Annotated in this window: 16 protein-coding genes and 1 riboswitch; of the genes, 11 read left to right on the top strand and 5 right to left on the bottom strand. The window is 45.6% G+C overall.

Annotation, left to right across the window (positions count from 1 at the left end; all coding sequences use genetic code 11):
- Positions 1–112: 112 nt before the first annotated feature.
- From MHH89_RS18395 to MHH89_RS18385, 3 genes are all read left to right on the top strand, one after another.
- Positions 113–1,870, top strand: a complete 1,758-nt coding sequence (locus MHH89_RS18395) for an ABC transporter substrate-binding protein (protein ID WP_080742630.1) — start codon at positions 113–115, stop codon at positions 1,868–1,870.
- Positions 1,871–1,985: 115 nt separating this feature from the next.
- Positions 1,986–4,358 carry a glycoside hydrolase family 95 protein gene (locus tag MHH89_RS18390; RefSeq protein ID WP_341087797.1) on the top strand — a complete coding sequence of 791 codons (2,373 nt, stop codon included), beginning with the start codon at positions 1,986–1,988 and terminating at the stop codon, positions 4,356–4,358.
- 139 nt (positions 4,359–4,497) lie between these two features.
- A complete protein-coding gene (locus MHH89_RS18385) occupies positions 4,498–5,637 on the top strand; it encodes a transglutaminase domain-containing protein (protein WP_076128696.1) in 1,140 nt (379 codons plus the stop codon).
- 109 nt (positions 5,638–5,746) lie between these two features.
- On the opposite strand, the gene MHH89_RS18380 is transcribed toward MHH89_RS18385, so the two are convergent.
- Positions 5,747–7,228 carry an amino acid permease gene (locus MHH89_RS18380; RefSeq protein ID WP_341087794.1) on the bottom strand — a complete coding sequence of 494 codons (1,482 nt, stop codon included), beginning with the start codon at positions 7,226–7,228 and terminating at the stop codon, positions 5,747–5,749.
- A gap of 199 nt (positions 7,229–7,427) precedes the next feature.
- A riboswitch (Lysine riboswitch) is annotated at positions 7,428–7,632 on the bottom strand.
- A 101-nt stretch (positions 7,633–7,733) separates the two neighbouring features.
- The gene (locus MHH89_RS18375; protein WP_076128692.1) at positions 7,734–8,870 is read right to left on the bottom strand and encodes a virulence factor; all 1,137 of its coding nucleotides are present in this window, start codon (positions 8,868–8,870) and stop codon (positions 7,734–7,736) included.
- A gap of 223 nt (positions 8,871–9,093) precedes the next feature.
- Between MHH89_RS18375 and MHH89_RS18370 the strand changes: the two genes are divergently transcribed.
- Positions 9,094–10,059, top strand: coding sequence for an MBL fold metallo-hydrolase (locus tag MHH89_RS18370; protein ID WP_341087792.1), 966 nt, complete (start codon positions 9,094–9,096; stop codon positions 10,057–10,059).
- A gap of 155 nt (positions 10,060–10,214) precedes the next feature.
- A complete protein-coding gene (locus MHH89_RS18365; RefSeq protein WP_036680232.1) occupies positions 10,215–11,840 on the top strand; it encodes an ABC-F family ATP-binding cassette domain-containing protein in 1,626 nt (541 codons plus the stop codon).
- Between the two features lie 324 nt (positions 11,841–12,164).
- Here the strand turns inward: MHH89_RS18365 and MHH89_RS18360 are convergent, their stop codons facing one another.
- Positions 12,165–12,350 (bottom strand): hypothetical protein, encoded by a 186-nt coding sequence (locus tag MHH89_RS18360; protein ID WP_036680230.1) that lies wholly within the window; start codon positions 12,348–12,350, stop codon positions 12,165–12,167.
- Positions 12,351–12,483: 133 nt separating this feature from the next.
- On the opposite strand from MHH89_RS18360, the gene MHH89_RS18355 reads away from it, so the two are divergent.
- Together MHH89_RS18355 and MHH89_RS18350 are read left to right on the top strand one after the other, a co-directional pair.
- Positions 12,484–13,353, top strand: a complete 870-nt coding sequence (locus tag MHH89_RS18355; RefSeq protein ID WP_076128688.1) for a cation diffusion facilitator family transporter — start codon at positions 12,484–12,486, stop codon at positions 13,351–13,353.
- Positions 13,354–13,557: 204 nt separating this feature from the next.
- Positions 13,558–14,631, top strand: a complete 1,074-nt coding sequence (locus MHH89_RS18350; RefSeq protein ID WP_076128686.1) for a C40 family peptidase — start codon at positions 13,558–13,560, stop codon at positions 14,629–14,631.
- Between the two features lie 220 nt (positions 14,632–14,851).
- Here the strand turns inward: MHH89_RS18350 and MHH89_RS18345 are convergent, their stop codons facing one another.
- Both MHH89_RS18345 and MHH89_RS18340 read right to left on the bottom strand, forming a co-directional pair.
- Positions 14,852–15,229 carry a hypothetical protein gene (locus MHH89_RS18345; protein WP_076128684.1) on the bottom strand — a complete coding sequence of 126 codons (378 nt, stop codon included), beginning with the start codon at positions 15,227–15,229 and terminating at the stop codon, positions 14,852–14,854.
- A gap of 219 nt (positions 15,230–15,448) precedes the next feature.
- Entirely contained in the window at positions 15,449–15,616 is a 168-nt protein-coding gene (locus tag MHH89_RS18340; RefSeq protein WP_036680225.1) for a DUF1328 domain-containing protein, read from the bottom strand.
- A 189-nt stretch (positions 15,617–15,805) separates the two neighbouring features.
- On the opposite strand from MHH89_RS18340, the gene MHH89_RS18335 reads away from it, so the two are divergent.
- The 4 genes from MHH89_RS18335 (at position 15,806) to MHH89_RS18320 (ending at position 21,971) form a co-directional block, all read left to right on the top strand.
- Positions 15,806–16,312 (top strand): DUF948 domain-containing protein, encoded by a 507-nt coding sequence (locus tag MHH89_RS18335; protein WP_036680224.1) that lies wholly within the window; start codon positions 15,806–15,808, stop codon positions 16,310–16,312.
- Positions 16,313–16,371: 59 nt separating this feature from the next.
- Positions 16,372–16,896, top strand: a complete 525-nt coding sequence (locus MHH89_RS18330) for a hypothetical protein (protein ID WP_076128682.1) — start codon at positions 16,372–16,374, stop codon at positions 16,894–16,896.
- 237 nt (positions 16,897–17,133) lie between these two features.
- The gene (locus MHH89_RS18325; protein ID WP_076128679.1) at positions 17,134–18,300 is read left to right on the top strand and encodes a SpoIIE family protein phosphatase; all 1,167 of its coding nucleotides are present in this window, start codon (positions 17,134–17,136) and stop codon (positions 18,298–18,300) included.
- Between the two features lie 2 nt (positions 18,301–18,302).
- Positions 18,303–21,971 carry a response regulator gene (locus tag MHH89_RS18320; protein ID WP_076128810.1) on the top strand — a complete coding sequence of 1,223 codons (3,669 nt, stop codon included), beginning with the start codon at positions 18,303–18,305 and terminating at the stop codon, positions 21,969–21,971.
- The last annotated feature ends 12 nt before the right edge of the window (positions 21,972–21,983 follow it).

The raw sequence follows: 21,983 nt of genomic DNA, 5'->3' as shown, positions 1-21,983 counted from the left end.
CCTATGCTTAAAACCTATTGTGTATCCGTTTTCTTTTGGCAAGCTGGGTAAAGTATTAACAGGTCTTCACCTGTGATACGATAGATAAACAATTTTAAGGAGGGTTTATTTAATGGGAAGTAATAGAAAGATAAAAGCCAAAGCTACGGCATTAACGCTCACTTCTATTATGCTGCTCGGTGTGCTTGCAGGCTGCGGCGGTAACAATGGCAACAATGGTAATGCTGCAGCTGGAAATACAGGCGGCAATGCAACTAATGCTGGAAATGCGACCAATGCGGCTGAGGATATTTCCCCGCTCACGATGACCTTCTTCAGTGCAGACCCTAACCCGAACTGGACAGGTATGCAAGATGAAGTTGGTAAAGTGATTACGGAAAAAACGGGAGTAACCCTAAATGCTGAATATGCAGTTGGTGATCCTCAACAAAAAGTAGCCTTGATCGCAGCGAGCGGCGAATATCCGGATTTGATCAGTGCTAAGACTGATGTCAGTAAGCTGGTGGATGCAGGCGCAATGCTTGATCTAACAGACCTGATTGAAAAATATGCTCCGAATATCAAAAAAGTATTGGGCGAAGAAGGCATGAAACGTTCACGTTACAGTGACGATGATCATGCGATTTATGCCATCCCTACCTATGCAGGTGTGGACAACAAATATTTTGATGCTGGTGGCGGATTTGAACTACAGCACCGTGCTGTTAAAGAAGCTGGATATCCTGCAATCAAAACTGTTCAAGATTATGAGAACGTAATCAAGGCTTACCTGGAAAAACATCCTACCGATGAAAATGGTAACAAAAACATCGGCCTGACTTTGAATGCAGATGATTGGTACATGTACATTACAGTAACTAACCCAGCATTTATTACTACTGGTTCTCCTGACGATGGTGAATATGCGATTGATATCGACACCCAAGAAGTAACTTATCACTTCCGTCGTCCGGCTGAAAAAGAATATTTCCGCTGGCTCAACCACATGAACGATATCGGATTGCTTGATCCAGAAAGTTTCGTTCAAAAGTATGATCAGTACAAAGCTAAAATCGCTACCGGCCGCGTTATTGGTTTGATTGACCAAGACTGGGGTTATGGCGATGGAGAAAGAGCATTGAAAGCTGAGGGCAAGCTGGATCAAGGCTATGGACACTATCCTGTAACCTTGTCTGAGGAGTACAAAGAAACCTCCTTCTGGCCTACAGGCTTCATGGGTGGTAACGGAATTGGGATCAGCGTAGATGCTAAAGATCCAGTTCGTGCGATTAAATTCCTGGACTACCTAGCTTCCGACGAAGGTCAAGTATTGGTTAACTGGGGTATTGAAGGCAAACACTACAATGTTGTTGATGGCAAACGTGTCATTCCTGAAGATGTGAACGACCGTAAATATAATGACACTACCAACTTCCAAAAAGAAACTGGTTTGGGTAATGTCGGATCAAACTATGCATTGCTGAGCGCTCACTATGGCGACGGTGTATTGGATCCATCTGGTAACTACTACACAACTCGTTTCCCTGAGCAAGTAACTGTAGGTTACAATGCGGTTGAAAAAGAAACACTTGCTGCTTACAAAGCAACAACTTGGAAAGACCTCTTCCCAAGTGAAGATGAGTTCAAAGTTAAACCTTGGGGCGCAGCATGGAACATCACGATTCCTGGGGATAGCGAAATTGTCGTTCTTGACAACAAGCTGAAGGATATCAGTTGGAAACGGATCCCAGAAGCAATCTTGTCTAAACCAGCTGATTTCGATAAAGTTTGGGATGCTTACATGGCTGAGCTTGATAAAGCTGGTGTAACGAAAGCTGAAGATTTGCGTGAAGAGCTGGTTAAACAACGCGTGAAACTTTGGAATGATTAATTATTAATTTTCGTCTAATCCAATAAAAGCATGAAGATGGCGGGAAGTCCGAACGAAAGTCCGGGCCTCCCGCTGATTGCTTTTCACCGGTAATAACAGGACAGGAGGAATATACATGGGAGAGAGCAAGAACTCCGGACGGCATGAGTTATGGTACAAGCAGCCGGCGGCTGTATGGGAAGAGGCGCTGCCCGTAGGTAACGGCAGGCTGGGCGGCATGGTCTTTGGTGGAATCGAAGAAGAACGGATTCAATTAAATGAAGACACTCTATGGTCAGGTTTCCCGCGGGATAAAGCCAACTATGAGGCACTGCGGCATTTGGCTCCAGCTAAACAGCTAGTTGCAGAGGGGAAATACAAGGAAGCAGAAGCACTGGTGGACGCCAAAATGTTAGGCAGCCGGACGGAATCCTATCAACCGCTTGGAGATTTGCGAATGAAGTTTAATTTTGCAGGTCCTGTAGAGGATTACCGGAGAGAGCTTGATCTGGATCAGGCGTTGGCTACGGTAGCCTATACTGCCGGTGGTGTAAGGATCGTACGTGAAGTATTGGCCAGCAGACCGGATGACATTATAGCTCTTCATATCCGTGCTGAGGGGGGGGAGGGCCAAGCTACTCTGCCAGATTTCTGGGCGGATCTGGCATCACCACATCCTTTCAACTCGGAGATTACTCCGGATGGCATGCTGATTATGACTGGCCGTGCCCCGTCGCATGTGGCTGATAACTACGTAGGGGATCACCCGCGTGCCGTATTATATGAAGAGGGGCTTGGCATAAGTTTTGCTGCGGTTATGGAGATCCAGACGGAAGGTGGGACTTGTGTAGCGGAGAACGGCTCGCTGTTGATTTCTGGCGCGCACTCCATTACCCTTCGTCTGGCTGCGGCAACCGATTATGCCGGGTATGACCGGATGCCGGGAAGCGGTGGCAAGCTGCCAGCGGAGTTGTGCCTAGTGCAGTTAGCTTCAGCCTCTAAAGGATACGCAGAGCTTAAGCAGCGCCACTTAGAGGATCATCAATCCTTGTTCCACCGTGTGGAGTTGACGCTTGCATCTGCTGCTTCCCGAGGAGAGCTTCCGACTGATGAGCGCCTGGTACAATACCGCGAAGGACAGGCAGATCCTGAACTGGAAGCGTTGCTGTTCCAGTATGGCCGCTACCTGATGATTGCTGGCTCACGGCCGGGGACGCAAGCTCTGAATCTGCAGGGCATTTGGAATCCCTATATTCAGCCACCATGGAACAGCAATTATACGACAAATATAAACACCGAAATGAATTATTGGCCAGCCGAGTTATGCGGATTGGGTGAATGCCATGAACCTTTAATAGATTTTATCACGGAGCTTAGCGTGGCTGGCAGCCGTACAGCGAGTATTCATTATGCCGCACGTGGCTGGACAGTACACCATAATACCGATTTGTGGCGGATGACTTCTCCATCAGACGGTAAGGCGATGTGGGCTTTTTGGCCGATGGGCGGGGTATGGCTCTCTCGCCATCTATGGGAGCGTTACGCTTTTCGTCCAGATGAGGACTATTTGCGCACAGCTTATCCCATATTAAAGGGAGCCGCATTGTTTTGTCTGGATTGGCTAGTAGAGCTGCCTGATGGAAGATGGACCACAGGTCTGTCTACCTCGCCAGAGAATGTATTTCTGACTGCTGACGGCACACCATGCAGTGTCTCGGCTGGCTCAGCTATGGATTTATCGCTTATCGCTGAGTTGTTCAAGCACTGCATTCAGGCTGCTGATATTTTAAATACCGATGTAGAGCTGCGTCAGGAGCTTATGCAGAAACAGAAACAGCTTGCCCACCAAGGGATCGCACCGGACGGAACTGTCCGCGAATGGAATGAGGATTTTGCTGAACAAGAGCCTGGGCATCGTCATGTTTCTCATTTGTATGACCTGTACCCTGGGAACGTAATTAGCCCTTCCTCCACACCAGAGCTAGCGGAGGCGGCAGCCTTAACACTGAAGAAACGCATAGAACACGGAGGTGGCCATACAGGCTGGAGCGCAGCATGGTTGCTTAATCTTTATGCGCGTCTGAAGGATGGCGAGAGTGCGGTTAGCTGTCTACGTCGCATTTTGCAAGATTCCAGTTTGCCGAACCTGTTCGGAAATCATCCTCCGTTTCAGATTGATGGAAACTTCGGCACTACAGCCGGAATAGCAGAAATGCTTTTGCAGAGTCATCAGGAGGGTCTGGAACTATTACCTGCTCTTCCAGAGGAATGGTCTGAAGGCAGCGTGAAAGGGTTGGTGGCACGTGGTGGCTTTGTCATGACTATAGAATGGAGCGGGGGCTGTTTAACTAGGGCAGAGGTTACCTCGACTCATGGCCGATCCTGCAGAATTGTTCAACACCAGCCTTTGCTCATTCAAAAACCGGATGGTACACAGATTGAAGGAGCGGGGCTGGAATTTGAAACAGTAATAGGAGAGACCTATATCATTACACCCCTAAAGAAATAATTCATATTGATCTGGCTTAGAGGCTGTTCTCAGAGTAGAATTATTCTACAGAGAACAGTCTTTTTTTGCCCAAGTCTTCATTATCTATTAAATGGAGGGTTTTGAATAAGTCTGTAGGAGCCGGAGGATCAGAATAATTATGTGGAAAAAACGCTTCACGTTGGCAAAAGTCATTCTTGGAGGAGTGATTATTTGCGCAGCCATTCCCCCGACATTGTATTGGACCTGGGGGCATGCTTATGCGGCCACGACTTCACCGACCGTTCGTTCTGTGAGTGAAATTGCCCAGAAGCTAACCGGTGCGATGAATAATCGTAGAGAGACTATCACTTTTACTTATGAGGGGAAAACCTCGAATTTAAAAACACAGATACAAACGGGTCTAGATCAAGCGATGAATAGCGATCCCTATTTGTATTACATCATAGATAGCTACGGATACACTTATCGAGGGAGCAAAAGTTCTGTAAAGGTTACGGTAGAAGTGAAATACTTGGAAACGCTGGAGCAGACCGCTTTTGTGAACAAAGAAGTAAAGGCAACGCTCAAGAAGATCATTACACCGGGCATGAATAATCATCAGAAGGTTAAGGCTATCCACGACTGGGTGGTGCTGCGTCTGAAGTATGATACCTCTTATCGTAAATATACGGCTTATGAAGGCCTGAAGAGTGGCAGTGCCGTTTGCCAAGGGTATTCGCTGTTGACCTATAAGCTGCTCAAGGAAGCGGGATTCAGTAATAAAATCGTCGAGGGCACTGCAAAACAGCCGGGAGGACGCAGCCAGTCTCATGCTTGGAATCTAGTGCTGCTCGAAGGGAGATGGTATCATCTCGACACAACTTGGGATGACCCGACACCTGATAAAGCCGGCGTGGTAAGCACCGCGTATTACTTGAAGACGGATGCACAAATGCGTCAGGACCATAGCTGGACGAAGTCTTATCCGGCAGCTTCGGTTGCCTATTATAAGACCTTGTCAGCACTTGTAGAGCGTGGAGGACAGAACGCCGGGGTGTATAAGCAGCTTCAGAAGGACCTTAATTATGAGCTGTATGCCGAGGAACGGATTGTACGTTCAGCAGCAGATTTAATTCAGCTGGCGAATAAGGCTGTCGCTTCAGGAGAGGGATCTTTATTATTCCGTTATCACGGTAGTGGAACCCAGCTGAAGAATGATCTACAGGAGTTATATAAACTTGGACTAGAGGAAGTGTCTTATTCTAGCACTTCTTTTGATAATACGGGTGATCTAAAAGTGTATGTGACTTGGGAATAGGCAAAGGGCTAAGTAAAATGAGGAGTTGAATATACTAGATTGATTTATATAAAAAGGGATATCCCGCAGCCTTTCAGGCTTCTGGATATCCCTTTTTTGCGGAGTCTATTTATTCTGGGTGAGTACTAAGATCGCATTTTTCCAAAGGAATAATATTACTCTTGCGGAAGAAGCGATAGCTGGCCCAAATCAAGACGAATAATGGCAGGCTGATATAGGAAACGGCAATACCGTACCAGTCGATGTTTCCACCTGAGAAGGCACCCATATTCTGGCCAAGGATGGCTACCGTACAAAGTACTAAGGCAAATATAGGCCCAAACGGGAACCATCTAGCCCGGTAAGGCAGCTCATCAAGGGAATGACCTTGAGCTATAAAGGCGCGTCTGAAACGATAATGGCAGACAGCGATGCCGAGCCAGTTAATAAATCCACACATACCGGAAGCATTAAGCAACCAGTTGTATACAGCACCATCACCAAAGAATGATGCTAAAAAGGCTAACATACCAACGGCTGTGGTCACGAGCAAAGCACCAACAGGAACACCGCGGCGATTAAGCTTGCCTAGAGCACGTGGAGCCATTCCATCCTTAGCCATAGCGTACAGGACGCGGGTGGAGGCGTACATTCCCGAGTTCCCGGCTGACAATACGGAGCTGAGAATGACAGCATTCATGACGGATGCGGCAACAGCAAGTCCTGCTTTATTAAATACGATCGTAAACGGACTGACTCCGATATCATCAATACCACCGCGCAGCAGATCTGGATTCGTGTAAGGAATCAGCATTCCGATTACTAGTATAGCGAGGATATAAAAGATTAATATACGCCAGAAGACTTGGCGAATAGCAATAGGTACGTTACGGCGAGGGTTCTCACTCTCACCTGCTGCAACACCGATTAGCTCGGTGCCTTGGAAGGAGAATCCCGCAGCCATAAAGACACCGACGAAAGCGAAGAAGCCACCGTGGAACGAGCTGCCCCCGATCTGGAAATTGCTGAAGCCTACGGCTTTTCCGCCCATGATTCCGAAAATCATCAAAACTCCGACAATAAGGAAGGCGATAACAGTAATAATTTTGATAATGGCAAACCAATATTCTGATTCTCCGTATCCACGAGCAGATAGGAAATTAAGACCGAACATCAGCAGCAGGAACACGAGACTCCAGAGAAAGGAGGGACTGTCCGGGAACCAATATTTAATAATGACGGTGGCGGCAGACAATTCTGCTGCAATCGTAACCGCCCAGTTATACCAGAAGTTCCAGCCGATGGCGAACCCAAAAGCGGGGCTGACGAAACGCGTGCCGTAAGTGCTGAATGAGCCCGAATCCGGCAAATAGGTAGCGAGCTCTCCCAGACTGGTCATGAGGAAATAAACCATAACACCAACAGCCGTATAGGCTAGAAGTGCTCCACCGGGTCCGGCTGAAGCGATAGCGCCACCACTGGCCAGGAAGAGTCCAGTACCAATAGATCCTCCAAGCGCAATCATGGTCAAATGCCTTGCTTTAAATGATTTTTTTAGCTCAGGCGGGTTACCTACGTTGCCTTGTGCTAGATTTTGCTGCTTGCCCTGCATGATTTGACACTCCTTATGATCTAATCTTTCAATTCATGAACGGGGAGTGCTGAGCTGCTTCCTCCCGCAGAGCGGGAGAGTGTATTTGGTGGTCTCCATAAGGTTATGGACAAACACTAAATATACAAATTCTGTAAACGCAAAGAAACCGCAGACTATATCTGCGGTTTCCATCTATACAGCTCCGCATCATACTCCCTGTGAAGATAGCGCAACACATTATGACCTGCTGCTATGCAGGTTATACAATGTGACAGTTCCGTGCCTTTCGGCAACGGCCCCAGCCTGCACCGCTGTAAGAGCGACAGTGCAGACTTCGGCAGATATTCCTTTCGACGCGATTCATAGACGGCTCTAACGTCTCCACGCGCGTACTCTTTATATCCGCGACCTCTACCTCATCTTAGTATGACGAGGCTATCTTTACTTCATTCATTTATAAACAACAGGAATTAGTATAAAGCAAGTTCGCAAGTCAAGCAATGACAAAATCCGGTAGGGAATGTTAGCTGCGACGACGCTCTGACATTTGCTGCCAAACGGTACCCGCCGCTGCTTCACCGGAAGCGATACGTTCCAAAGCCATTTTGGCCTGAAGTCCAACCTCGAATTCCGGATCTTCCGCCGCAACTGACAGCGCTTCTTGGGCATCGGATGTGCCCACCTCATAGAGGAAACGAGCTGCGCGCCAGCGGACAAGCTTGCTCTTATCTGTCAGTGCCGCCGTCATCACTGGCGTGGCGGCAGGATCGCCGATGTCGGACAGCGTATCGCCTGCCGTACGTCTCACGGCTGGCGCGCTGTCTGCCATCGCCTCATAGAGCAGCTCCATCGCTTCAGGCGTGCGAAGGTCGCCTAGATACACGACCGCAAGCCTGCGAATATGCAGCTTGGGATCGTGCAGCGCCGCCTTAAGCTCCGGCAGGAGCTCCGCCGTCGGCGTAAGATCCTCCAGCGCGGCGTAGCGCACGCGCCAATCCTCATGCTTCAGGTCTCGCAGCAGCTCATCCTGACTGCGGGTTCGTCTCTGCTCGACGAACTCGCCTTCGGCGCCGTGCGCAATGGCTTGCTGCACGAGAGAGTCGAGGCGTTCCTGCGGATACGCCGCTTCGACCTCTTGCTCCACCTCGCGTGCAATCTCCGCGGGCTCGCCATAACGCACGCCGTAATCAGTGAGCTTACGCTCTTTAATCATCACGGCGCTAGCCACATCCATAACCGCCTTCGTGAAGCGGTTTGCTAAGGAGATGCGCTCTTCATTCGCGCCGGTCTTAACGCGGATTTGCAGCGGAATTCCGCGGAACATCTGGACGAAGACTTGAGCTTCGCCGAAATGAGCGCCAGCGTTCTCATCGGCAAGATTCCAATCGTCATTTAAGCCTTCGCTGTTGCCGAAGCGGTTCTGAACTTCTCTTAGAATCGCTGCCCAATCCGCATTGCCCTTGCGTTCGAGCGCTGCAAAGTCAGCAGCGTGATAGATGCTAATAACGCCCGGTATCGTTAACATTTCGCGTGCCCAGGCAGGTGCGGAACGTTCACTTTCTGGTGTATAGGTTCTGCGGATTCCAGGTTCCAGACTTTCGTCCAAATGAAGCTTCATCGTATTTGGACTTGGAGTCGGTTCAATAAAAGTAATCTTCATACGTAGCTCCCCCTTGAACGGTATATGCACCGCCATACTTTATACACATATTATCTCATTTCTGGCGTGAAACACAAAAGGGTACTTAGATATTTTGCGGAAAAAGGGCGCACCATTACCAAGTAACTTGTATATTTTGCAAAATACTCTGCCGTTCAATATAGTTGTATTATATTCGCTAAAGTAAAGCATGCTCGGCAAACTTCTAAAGATGAGGTGCTCTATGGCTAAATTTCGCTACAATAACCTCGACAATGTGAGTACCGATAAAACACTTAAAGAGTTTCGTAAGTGGCGGGAGGAACGTCGACGGAAGAAAAAAGATTATTCATATGTAGTGCCAAGTACGCCGCCGAGGTTAGCTTATCTGGCGGAGAATCGCCTGGAGACCACCATTACGTGGATTGGGCATTCAACGTTTTTCCTTCAATATGAAGGGATGAATATCATTACTGATCCAATCTGGGCGAGAAGACTAGGCTTTGAGAAAAGATTGGGGCAACCCGGGATTCCGCTCAGCGAAGTGCCTCCCATTGACCTGATTCTGATCTCGCACTCTCATTATGACCACTTGCATATGGCTTCTATCCGTAAATTATATAGAGCAGGGACAACCCTTGTTGTTCCTGTAGGCTTGAAACGAAAGATGCTCCGCAAAGGATTTCGCAACTGCATAGAAATGGAATGGTGGCAGGAAAATACGCTAGGTAAAATTAAGCTTACCTTTGTGCCGACTCAGCACTGGACGCGGAGAACACCTTGGGACACGAATACTTCTCATTGGGGAGGATACATTCTGCAGCCGATCGAATCGGATAGCGACAAGCTGTCCCCTAACCTGTATTTCGCAGGAGATAGCGGTTATTTTCCGGGTTTTAAGGAGATTGGGAGCCGCTATAAGCTTCATGTTGCACTCATGCCGATTGGAGCTTATGAACCGGAGTGGTTCATGACCTCGCAGCATGTAACCCCTGAAGAGGCTATACAAGCATTTGTAGATGTTGGAGCGGAGACCATGATTCCGATGCATTACGGCACCTATAGACTTGCTGATGATACGGCCCGGGAAGCGCTGGATCGGATGGAAAGTGCCCGGCTTAAACAGGGTATTTCTGAAGAAAGAATCCGTACGCTCAGCTATGGCGAAACGCTTATTATACAACCCGAGAATCGCATAACTGGACAATAATTGAAAAAATTCCTCCTAACTGGCGACCTCTGTACAGCAGCTGGAATAACTTTAGTATTGGAGAGAACAGCTGAAAAGGCTATTTTACGGGCTTTTTGCTCTCTATTTATGCTATAATGAGCCGAAACCCTAAGTGAAAAGGATGGTAATGCGTAATGATTAGCACAAGCGGCGTAACACTCCGCTACGGAAAACGCGCTCTCTTTGAAGATGTAAACATAAAATTCACCCCTGGTAACTGCTACGGTTTGATTGGTGCCAATGGTGCCGGTAAATCAACCTTTCTGAAAATTCTGTCTGGTGAGATCGAAGCAAATACCGGTGAGGTACATGTTACACCGGGCGAACGTCTCGCAGTACTCAAACAGAACCATTTTGAGTATGATGAATTCCCAGTACTTGAGACCGTAATTATGGGTCATACACGTCTTTATGAAATTATGAAAGAAAAGGATGCGCTTTATGCGAAGTCCGATTTCACAGAAGCGGATGGCCTGCGTGCAGGGGAGCTTGAAGGTGAGTTCGCTGAGCTTAACGGCTGGGATGCTGAGCCAGATGCAGCTGCCATGCTGATTGGTCTCGGAATTATGCGTGAACTGCATGACAAAAAAATGGCCGAACTGAGCGGCAATGAAAAGGTACGGGTACTCTTGGCGCAAGCCTTGTTTGGCCGTCCAAATAACCTGCTGCTAGATGAGCCTACCAACCACTTGGATCTCGAATCTATTGGCTGGTTAGAGAACTTCCTCATGGACTATGAAGGTACTGTTATCGTCGTATCCCATGACCGTCACTTCCTGAATAAAGTATGTACGCATATTGCGGATATTGATTTTGGCAAAATCCAGATGTACGTCGGCAACTACGACTTCTGGTATGAGTCCAGTCAGCTTGCGCAAGCTTTGCAGCGTGATTCGAACAAGAAAAAGGAAGATAAAATCAAGGAATTGCAGGCATTTATCCAGCGTTTCTCGGCCAATGCTTCCAAGTCTAAACAAGCGACATCACGTAAGAAGCAACTTGAGAAAATTACACTGGACGACATTCGTCCGTCCAACCGTAAATATCCGTTCCTTAACTTCAAACCAGAACGTGAAGCGGGTAAACAATTGCTGACAGTCAGCGGATTGTCCAAAGCGGTTGAAGGTGAAAAGCTTCTTGATGAAATTAGCTTTGTAGTAAATAAAGGGGATAAGATTGCGTTTGTAGGCCCTTACTCCCAGCCTAAATCACTGCTGTTTGATGTGATCATGGGTGAGCAAGAAGCGGATGCGGGCGAATATACATGGGGAGTAACTACAACTCAAGCGTATTTCCCGAAAGACAACTCCAGCTATTTCGATGGTGTGGAAATGAATCTTGTAGAATGGCTACGCCAGTATTCTAAAGATCAGGACGAAACTTTCCTGCGTGGATTCTTGGGCCGTATGTTGTTCGCCGGAGAAGAAGCACTGAAGAAAGCAAGTGTGCTGTCCGGGGGCGAGAAGGTTCGCTGTATGCTGGCCAAAATGATGCTCAACGGCGCGAACGTGCTTGTGTTCGATGAACCAACCAATCACTTGGATCTGGAATCCATCACGGCACTGAATAACGGGCTGATCGATTTCGATGGCACGATTCTATTCACTTCCCATGACCATCAGTTCATCCAAACCATTGCTAACCGCATCATCGAGATTACACCTACAGGTGTAATTGATCGCTCCATGAGCTACGATGAATATTTGGAGAATCCAGAAATTAAGGAAATGCGCCAGCGCATGTATCCTGTAGAAGTATAATATTTAATTTCCGCTATGCGGAAGGAATCCATGAAGCAGCTACACTAATCCTTTTAGGATCAGGGTAGCTGTCTTTATAATTTCAATTTTGAAAAGTTATTAACAAGTAGAATGCTACGGGGTGTATGCGGGGTTTCCAAGACAGGAGTCTTTAGCCCTTGAGGTTTCCCAAAGCGCATGTTTTCAGCTGGCTAATCGTACATTAAAGAAAAGCAGTTATGAATTTGAAGAGTTCTAATCCATCCTATCAGGCAGGACGAACGTATAAACGGCTGCGTTTCCCCGAGGGATTCGCAGCCGTTTATGTTTAAGTATAAGTAAATACTAAGATCCGCCAGTACGACGGCGTTGGTTGTTAGGCTTTTTGTTATTTTGGCTTTTTAGCGGTTTGGCGGAACCGGCCTGAAATGTGGATCCAGGCTTGGAGGAAGATTGTTGCTTCTTCTGTTCCAGTTTTTTACGGATAGCTTCCGCTAAGTTGATTTTTCCTTTATCGTTGCTTTCGCTCATTATGATAACCTCCTTCGAAGCAAGTCCTTACACTTTATTCTAATTGTTTTTAAATGCTGCCACAAGGGCAAGAATAATTGAAAGAATTCTTTTCCGTATTTTAAATAATCGGGGAAAAGAGGGGGAGCCAAGAATGACTGATATTTACGAAGATATACGTAAAGGTGAACGAGGAGCTTGGGTGAGCATAGCGGCTTACCTCATCCTATCATCATTCAAGCTGGTTTGTGGTTATTTATTTGCATCTAGCGCACTCGTTGCGGACGGGGTCAACAATTTAACAGATATCGTAGCATCCATAGCTGTACTGGTGGGGTTACGGATTTCGCGGAAGCCACCTGACTCTGACCACGCTTATGGGCACTTCCGGGCAGAGACCGTAGCGGCGTTGTTGGCTTCTTTTATCATGGCGGTAGTGGGCCTTCAAGTGATTGTGGAGGCGGTGCGTTCCTTTTTCGATCGTACAAAAGAAACGCCGCAGCTCTGGTCGGCAGGGGTGGCTATTGTATGTGCAGTAGCTATGATGGGGGTATACATATATAACAAAAGACTGGCCAAACAAATTAACAGTGGGGCACTTATGGCAGCGGCTAAGGATAATTTTTCTGATGCAATGGTCAGTGTTGGAGCCGCAGTTGGGATTGTGGGTGCACAGTTTGGTTTGCCATGGATTGATTCCGCAGCAGCTGTTCTTGTCGGACTCATTATCTCCAAGACCGCTTGGGATATTTTTCGTGATTCGACCTATCGGCTTACCGATGGCTTTGATCAAGATAAATTGATGGATCTACGCAGTACGATTGCTCGAACGCCGGGAGTAGAAGAGATTAAAGATGTGAAGGCACGGGTTCATGGTAATCATGTGCATGTGGATGTTGTAGTGGAAGTGGATGCGAATATTTCTGTGACGGAAGGTCATGAAATAAGTGATTCCATCGAAGAAAGAATGAGCAAAATGCATAATATTATGAATGTGCAGGTGCACGTGGAACCTAAAAAATAAATCGCGAAATGCTATATTAAGGAAAAATAACACATATTCAAGGAGAAATCGAGACTTTAGACCTGTGTGTTACCATAAAGTGGCATGATTATATGTGAAATTTGGAGCATGTTCCAAATCCCGGGCAAGCCTATAATGAGGGCATAAAGGAATAATGTAGTACAATCCTTTATTGAAATCTCATCATGGAATTTGGGGGAACGTATGATCAAATCACATAAGCAAATTACAGCATCTTTGTTAGTATCTGCTGCAATTGTTGCAGGTTTAGGAGTATCTGCTCCTGGACAAGCAGCGGCAGCCTCAAGTTCATCTAATTCAGTTACAGCAGCTTCAGCCGTTCAAACAGGTGTGATCGAGGCTAGTGTTCGCCTTCGCAGCACCCCTTCTACTGACGGAGAAATAGTGAAGTACTTGCAAAAGGGAGATCAAGTGCAGATCCTTTCGCAGCCTAACAGCTATTGGTATCAAGTAAAAACGGCTGATGGTTCAGTGGGTTATACAAGTGCAGGAGATAAATATATCAGTGTATCCTCTGCTTCAGTAACGACACCATCGGCACAAACTGGCACCATTAAGTATGGTGTGAATCTTCGAGTTTCACCTTCAACAAGCGGGAAAATAATGAAGCTTTTGAATAAGGGAGAAAAAGTAGAAGTTCTGGCGCAGCCTAACAGTTACTGGTATCAAGTTAAAGCGGCGGATGGTAGCATCGGATATATAAGTTCAAGTGAACAATATAGTACACTTTCAGGAAACGGTGGGGGATCTGGAACGGTAACACCAACACCAACACCAACGCCTACACCCAATCCACCTGTAACCACACCGGGGGCTTCAGCCCAAATCGAACGGGTGATTGCTGCAGGTATGGGATATCTAGGAACGCCTTATGAGTATGGCTCCAGCAGAAATGATACAAGCACCTTTGATTGCTCGGACTTCATCCGGCAAATTTTTATGGATGCAGCCAATCTCAAACTGCCGGCGGATTCCCGTCAACAGGGAGATTGGGTGAAGTCGAATAGTACGGTGGTTACGTCTATTTCCAATTTGAAGCGCGGCGACTTAATGTTCTTTATGGATTATAAGGGGAATTCTGCTTCTGCTTATGAGGGAATCGACAAATCTACAGCTAGAATATCGCATGTTGCAATGTATCTAGGAGATGGACAAGTTCTACAAACTTATTCCGTAGCTTCAGGCGGGGTAAGAGTAGATAAACTAAGCGCTTCTTGGATGAATCGTTTTCTCTACGGAGGTTCGGTCATTCGCTAAATATATGAAAATGCAGGAAGCGACAGCATCGCATGTTTGTGACGGGTGAACGATGGCGGGCGTACGCGCAAGAGGGCTATCCTTTTAGTAGAATTCTCTACTGAAGGGGTAGCTCTTCCTGTTTATCTGTTCAGAATATGTACTCTCCACATAAAAAAAGGGCAGTACCATCGGCCATTTTCTTGGCTCTTGGGACACCCCTTCTTCGCTTATTGATTAATTATGGCAAAATCACATTGGCTGATACAGGAACCTTAACCCATGCTTTTCCTAGCCAAGTGTAAATTTCTCTCCATTCATTACCCCAAGTATCCGAAATGACTTCACCTGTTGTATCAAGAGTCTGAACGCCAAGCCAGCCTGCTGGAATTATACCTCCGACTGAAAAGTAGAAAGGTGTTTTCTCAGTCAGCACTATTTGCGGTGTAGCTGGACTCATATCCGCTGGAGTAATAATGGTTTCAAAAGAATTGCTGTAAGTGCTTCCAGTTACGGTTGCAGGAGCCGTAGTAGTTCCTGTTACTTCAGCTGCTGAAGCTGTAGCTGCAATGGAAGCCATAAGTCCTAAGGCTACTGTAAGGCTGGCGATTTTTTTCATGTTTGGTTCCTCCTGTGGGGGTTGGATGTATTTTTTTCCAAAAGCGCTGTTTGTTAATAAGCTAGTAAACGTAATTGATGCGTGATGAACCACCCATTCAACATTTCTTATTTTCTCAAGTGACATCTGTGCAGGAATGACCTATACTTTCTGCATGATGAATAAGATATATGGATAGATATGGGAGGGATACAACAGTCACACCATTAATAAGAGGGGCTACATAGATCTGCCTCTGCGTCCCGTGAAGAGAGAAATTACAAACAGAACCAGGAAGACGAAGAACAGGATCTTAGCAAGACCAGCAGCGGCAGCTACTAGGTTGAAGAAACCAAAGATACCGGCGATTACTGCGACTACAAGTAGTATTGCGGACCATTTTAACATTACATATCACCTATCCTTTTTTGATTAATGTAGTCATTGTATAAACGGGGACTTTGATTTTGAAACAAAAGGGAAGAGGGACTCTTGACAACGCTCGACAAGATGTTTCGGCTTATGGGACCAGGGGTAACTATGCAGTATACAAGGCTGATTAGCCGATATTTATGAGATATGGAAGGGGTTATGAATATGATCATTGAACTTAGTGTAGCACTCGTCGCAATTGCATTCGCAGTACTTGTTTTCTTTTTAATTAAAACTTTAAAGTCGGCAAAGGATTCACTCGACAAAGTCAGCCAAACCTTGGTGGAAGTACAGAAGACGATGGATGAGCTTACTTATGAAGTGAAAACGACGGTCAGACACGCAAATGAAATCACTGCCGATGTACAGCATAAGATTCAGAAGATTGACCCAGTCATCGATTCTGTCAAGAATCTGGGTGATGTTATGAATGAGCTAACCTTAACAGTCAAACAAGTGTCAGTCACAGTGATCGAGAAATATCGTAAATCGCGTGAGCTGAAGGAGAAAAGTAAGGAAGTCTCTATAAAAGAAGCTCCGCTAACTCCTGCTGAAGAACGTACTGTTAACTCCTATGATGCCATTTATGCTGAGAAGTCACCGGGAAAAATAGCTACAGTGCTAAAAGGTGTAGACGTAGCTGCAACTCTTTGGAAGAAATTTCGTCATTAAGCATAAGATAGTAAGGCTTCTGTAATCGGTGGCTGCAGATAAGAAAGGTGGGACACAACATGAACATGATGATCCTTTTATTTGGTCTTCTTTTCCCATACTTTGATGCGTCTCCACAGTTGGTGCCTATCTCTACTTTTATTGAACAACCTAAGTCGGTTCTCGCATTTGAACATGCTTCAGAATCCAGCCCATATATAAATCGCTTTGATTCTCTGCAAGGTGTCGCTTTATACACCACAAAGGAAGAACTGCTTCTGACCAAAGGCAATCCGCTTGCGGTGACAAATGATCCATTGCTAGAGACAGTGGAGTACCATTACGCAGATGTGACAGTGGGTGTGGGCGAGGGTGTTGTACTTTATGTACATGTTGCACCTCCGCAAGCACAGCAGTTCGGTTTACATGTAGATGGCGTAGAAATCGATCCTTTAACAGATAATCTGCAAGATACTCTGGGCAAACCGTATTTTATAGCCGAAGATGGGGATGTATACCTGAGAGGGAATAACGCACTCAAAATATATCGAAATTTGGCGGGTGAATTTGAAGGAATTGATTTATTTGATAGTATTTCTTCCTAATCTGTTTCATATTTGAGCAAATTGGTTAATAAACATAGGCTGTCTTTAGAATAGAGTAACCTCCAGCCCCACTAGGTATAGTGGGGCTGGAGGTTACTTTGCTGAATACGTAAATTGATCCTATGACTATATTTACATATTATGAAAATAGAAATAACACTGTGAAATAGCGTATGATATAGTTAGTAGGTTTGCAGAATTTTACGGTCGTAATACTAATCGTGTGAGGTGAAGATGATGAGAATCTTAATCGTGGATGACAATCCGACTAATGTTATCATTATCCGTGAAATCCTGAAAAAAGAAGATTACCGAAATTTCGTAACCGCATCCTCTGCCAAAGAGATGCTGGAACGGCTTGGAATCGGTTCGGGGAGTGAAGATGGACGTCCCCGGATGTCAGATATTGATCTGATTTTACTGGATATGATGATGCCAGAAATGGATGGGATCGAAGCATGTCGTGTTGTGCAGCAATACGAACATCTTAAGGATATTCCAATAATAATGGTTACAGCTGTAGGCGATTCTAAGAAATTGGCCGAAGCGCTGGATGCAGGTGCAGTAGATTATGTTACGAAACCTATTAATAAAGTGGAGCTAATGGCCCGGATTCGGCTTGCTCTGCGGTTAAAACGTGAGAAAGATTGGCATAAGGAACGGGATCAGCGGATTCAGGAGGAATTGAGACTGGCTGCACTCGTGCAGAATGCTGTACTCAGCCTACCCCTGCAGGAAGAGAATTTCGAGGTGCATGCTATCTATCAGCCTTCCTCTGAATTGGCGGGTGATTTATATGCCTGGTATCCCCTTGGAGATGGCCGATATGGCGTAATCCTCCTGGACATTATGGGACACGGTATATCGTCCTCTCTTTTTTGCATGTTCCTTGCGTCAGTATTAAAGGATACGGTAACTACCTATGTAGAGCCGGAAAAGGTAATTCAGGAACTCAATCGAAGGTTTAACCAACTTTATATTGAGAAAAAGCTGATTCAATATTATTTTACGACGATTTATCTTGTGATCGACACTCGTATAAAGCGTATTGACTACGTTAACGCCGGGCATCCACCTGCGCTATTTTTTGAAGGCGCAGCTAAGACTCCGGTCTTGCTGGAAAGTAATTGTCACCCTGTAGGCCTGTTTGAACGGATTGATATTCAGCCTCAGAGCTTGACCTACGAAGATGAAGGGCATTTGGTTCTCTATACAGATGGTCTGCTGGAGCTGGTTGAGGGTGAACAGGAAGAGCAGCTGAAGTTTATGATTAAGCATTTAAATGTTGAGCATGAATGGAAGGAAGAAACTATACGGGCTGCTTTTTTCAATGCTGATGTTCCTAAAGAGCGTGACGATGACAAATGTATAGTGTGGATCTCACTGAAGAAGGGAACAGAATGAGGATGAAAATAAAGGCTAAACTCTTAATTGGTTTTAGTGCGATGCTGGCGATTATGCTGGCACTTACTATGATTGGATACGATCGTTTGGATTATATGAATGGTCAGCTTGAGGGTTACCAGGATAGATATATGAAGGGGCGCTCTTCTTCAGGTATGCGTGGAGAAGTGAATGATATGGCGCGCATATTAACGACGACCATGTTAAGCGCGGATACATCAACGGTAGAATCACAAAAAAAAGAGATTGATAAAAAAATAGCTAAGGCGAATGAGCACTACGACAAAATAAAAGAATCAATGACTAGCGCTGAAGAGATGCAGATCGTTAATCAAATTGATGATTCTTATACGATCTATCTAAATTATCAGGAAAAAATATTGAAGCTGCTATCAGCTGGTTATTTCCAGAATGCCAGCACGTATTCTAACACAGAGGGACAAGCGATTCAGAATGCCGTGTTAAATGCTCTGAACAGTCTCTCTGATTATAATGCCTTTATTATGAATGAAGAGAGCGCAAAAGCTAAAGATGCCTATCAAAGCTCTACTCAGATGGTCATCTTGATGATGATTGTGGGCCTGCTACTTGGACTTGGAGTTGTTTTATGGATCATTCCAAGCATTACGCGGGGGCTTAATGTCGTTTCGATGATGATTACCAGCTTTGGCAACGGCAGAATTCGGGCCATAAGGCGCATAAAGGTTACTTCGAAAGATGAGATTGGTGAGGTTGCCCTTGTCTTTAAGAAAATGGCGTTAGATCTTGAAGAGAAACAGCAAATGGAACAGGCTTATGCACAGGCACAGAATGATCAATCCTGGCTGAATGCAAATGTTGCTCAGGTGACAGAACTTCTCCGGGGGGTTAGCTCATTGGATCAGGTCTCACAGACCTTTATCAACGAGTTCACCCCTGTGCTCGGAGCCCAGTTTGGAGCTGTGTATTTGAAGGATGCTAATCGTCCCGATTTTTTACGAAGCAGTGGTTATTATGCAGTAGATAACGATAAGAAACCAAAGGAAGGTTTTTTGATTGGAGAAGGGCTTGTAGGACAAAGTGCGCTTGATATGCACCCAATCAGATTGGAGCGGGCTCCTGAAGATTATATCTCCGTGAAATCCGGCTTTGTGGATTCACAGCCAGGATATATTTCCATTCATCCGCTTATTTTTGAAGACGAGCTGCTCGGTGTAGTAGAATTCGCTTCATTCCAGCCATTTAGCAGTCTGAAAAATGATTTGCTGCAACAACTTGCGAATAATTTAAGCATTATTTTCAATAATATTAGTCGTCGTCTGATTGTAGAGAAATTACTGCGTGAGTCACAAGCACTTACGGAAGAACTGCAATGTCAGTCAGAGGAGCTGCAGACTCAGCAAGAAGAACTGCGCCGTTCTAATGAGAACTTGGAAGAGCAGACAGATGCGCTTAAGCGTTCAGAAGAACTGCTGCAACGTCAGCAGGAGGAACTGGAGCATTACAATACGGAACTCGTCGCCAAGACTCGTGCACTAGAGGAGCAAGTGCAGGAGGTTGAGGAGAAAAAAGATGAAATTGAGCATGCTAAGGTTCAGCTAGAGAAACAGGCTATGCAATTATCCGTGACTAGTAAATATAAATCGGAATTTATGGCGAACATGTCCCATGAATTGCGGACGCCGCTCAACAGTCTGCTGATCTTGTCTCAGCTGCTTACTGAGAACAAGGATGGTAATCTAACGGAGAAACAGGTTGAATTTGCCCATACGATTTACATGTCAGGTGCTGATCTGCTTAAAATGATTGATGAAATTCTTGATCTATCCAAGGTTGATGCAGGAAAAATGGAACTGAATCATGAAGAAATTAAACTGACTGAGCTGAAAAGCTTTGTGAAGCAGAATTTTGCTCCGCAGGCGATCAAAAAAGGACTCTCCTTACGGATAGCCTTTAACGAGCCGCTGCCAGATAGCGTAATTGCCGATAGTCACCGGTTGAAGCAGGTTTTAAGAAACCTGCTTTCCAATGCCTTTAAATTTACAACCGAAGGTTTTATCGAGTTTTCAGTTAGCCCGGCAGATAATAATCTCTTGCCACTAAATCTGCCGAGTGATAATGAATATATTGCTATTGCTGTGAAGGACAGTGGCATTGGTATTCCGGCTGACAAAACAGATATTGTATTCGAAGCCTTCCAGCAGGTAGACGGAACAACCAGCCGTAAATATGGAGGCACGGGGTTGGGATTGTCGATCAGCCGTGAATTGGTTCGTATAATGGGTGGCGCTATCGTGCTCGAATCCCGTGAGGGACAAGGCAGTACCTTCACTTTATATTTGCCGGTGAAGGCAAATTACAGTAAACAACGTGCAGAAATAGAAGCTGCGGTGTCCAAAGAGGATTCCACATATGATGAATATATTGGAGACATGCTTCCAACCTTAGTGCCAGCAGCCGTTAACGTACCCCTTCCACAACTGACAATTGAGGATGACCGTGACAATTTGACGGCGAATGACAAAGTCCTGCTTATTATTGAAGATGATGAAAGCTTTGCGAAAATCTTGTTAGACATGGCTCGTGGGCGCAGATTTAAAGGTTTAGTAGCGCTTCAAGGCGATATAGGACTGCAGATGGCAAAAACTTATTTGCCAGATGCGATCATTCTCGATATACAGCTGCCTGTAATGGACGGCTGGACCATTCTTAGAGAGCTGAAAAGTGCATCTCAGACCCGTCACATTCCTGTTCATGTTATCTCAGTGAACGATGAAGTGAAGCAAGGATTAATGATGGGAGCTATGGCGTATCTTAGAAAACCATCTTCAAGAGAAGCATTGGAGCGGGCTTTCTCACAAATTGAGAACTATACGTCCAGCACAGTGAAGTACCTTCTGATTGTTGAAGATGATGAGATTCAACGTCGTTCCATTATGGAATTGATTGGTCACGATGATGTAGCTATCACCGCGGTATCAACCGGCAATGAGGCACTGATGGAGCTGCGCAAGCAGAGATATGATTGTATGGTTCTGGATCTTATGCTTGGGGATATGAACGGCTTTGAATTGCTGGATCAGATTCGTGATGATGAAGAATTAAATGATCTTCCTATTATTATTTATACAGGTAAGGATTTAGATAGCAAAGAAGAGACACAGCTCCGCAAGTATGCTGAATCCATAATTATTAAGGATGTTCGTTCTCCGGAACGACTACTGGATGAGACAACGTTGTTCTTGCACCGGGTAGAAGCCAATCTTCCGGAAGATAAACGTAAAATTTTGCAGAAGCTGCATAACAAAGAAGAGTTATTCGAAGGGAAGAAAATACTGCTCGTCGATGATGATATTCGTAATGTTTTTGCACTCTCTAGTGTACTGGAAGAATACCACATGGAAGTGAAGTTTGCGGAGAATGGACGTGAAGCGCTGGAAATGCTGGTAGAGCAAGAAGATTTTGATCTCGTGCTTATGGATATGATGATGCCGGAAATGGACGGATATGAAGCTATGCGCCGAATCCGTGAAATGCCGCAATATCAGAAACTGCCTATTATTGCGCTTACCGCCAAAGCAATGAAAGAGGATCGCGCCAAATGTATTGAAGCGGGAGCTTCTGATTATATGAAGAAACCGATCGCAACAGGTCAACTTCTTTCGTTAATGCGTGTCTGGTTGTATTCGTAAACTCAAATTTGG

Source organism: Paenibacillus sp. FSL H7-0323 (assembly GCF_038002725.1).
Classification (GTDB): Bacteria; Bacillota; Bacilli; order Paenibacillales; family Paenibacillaceae; genus Paenibacillus_AQ; species Paenibacillus_AQ odorifer.
This window is presented reverse-complemented; position numbering and strand designations above follow the sequence as displayed.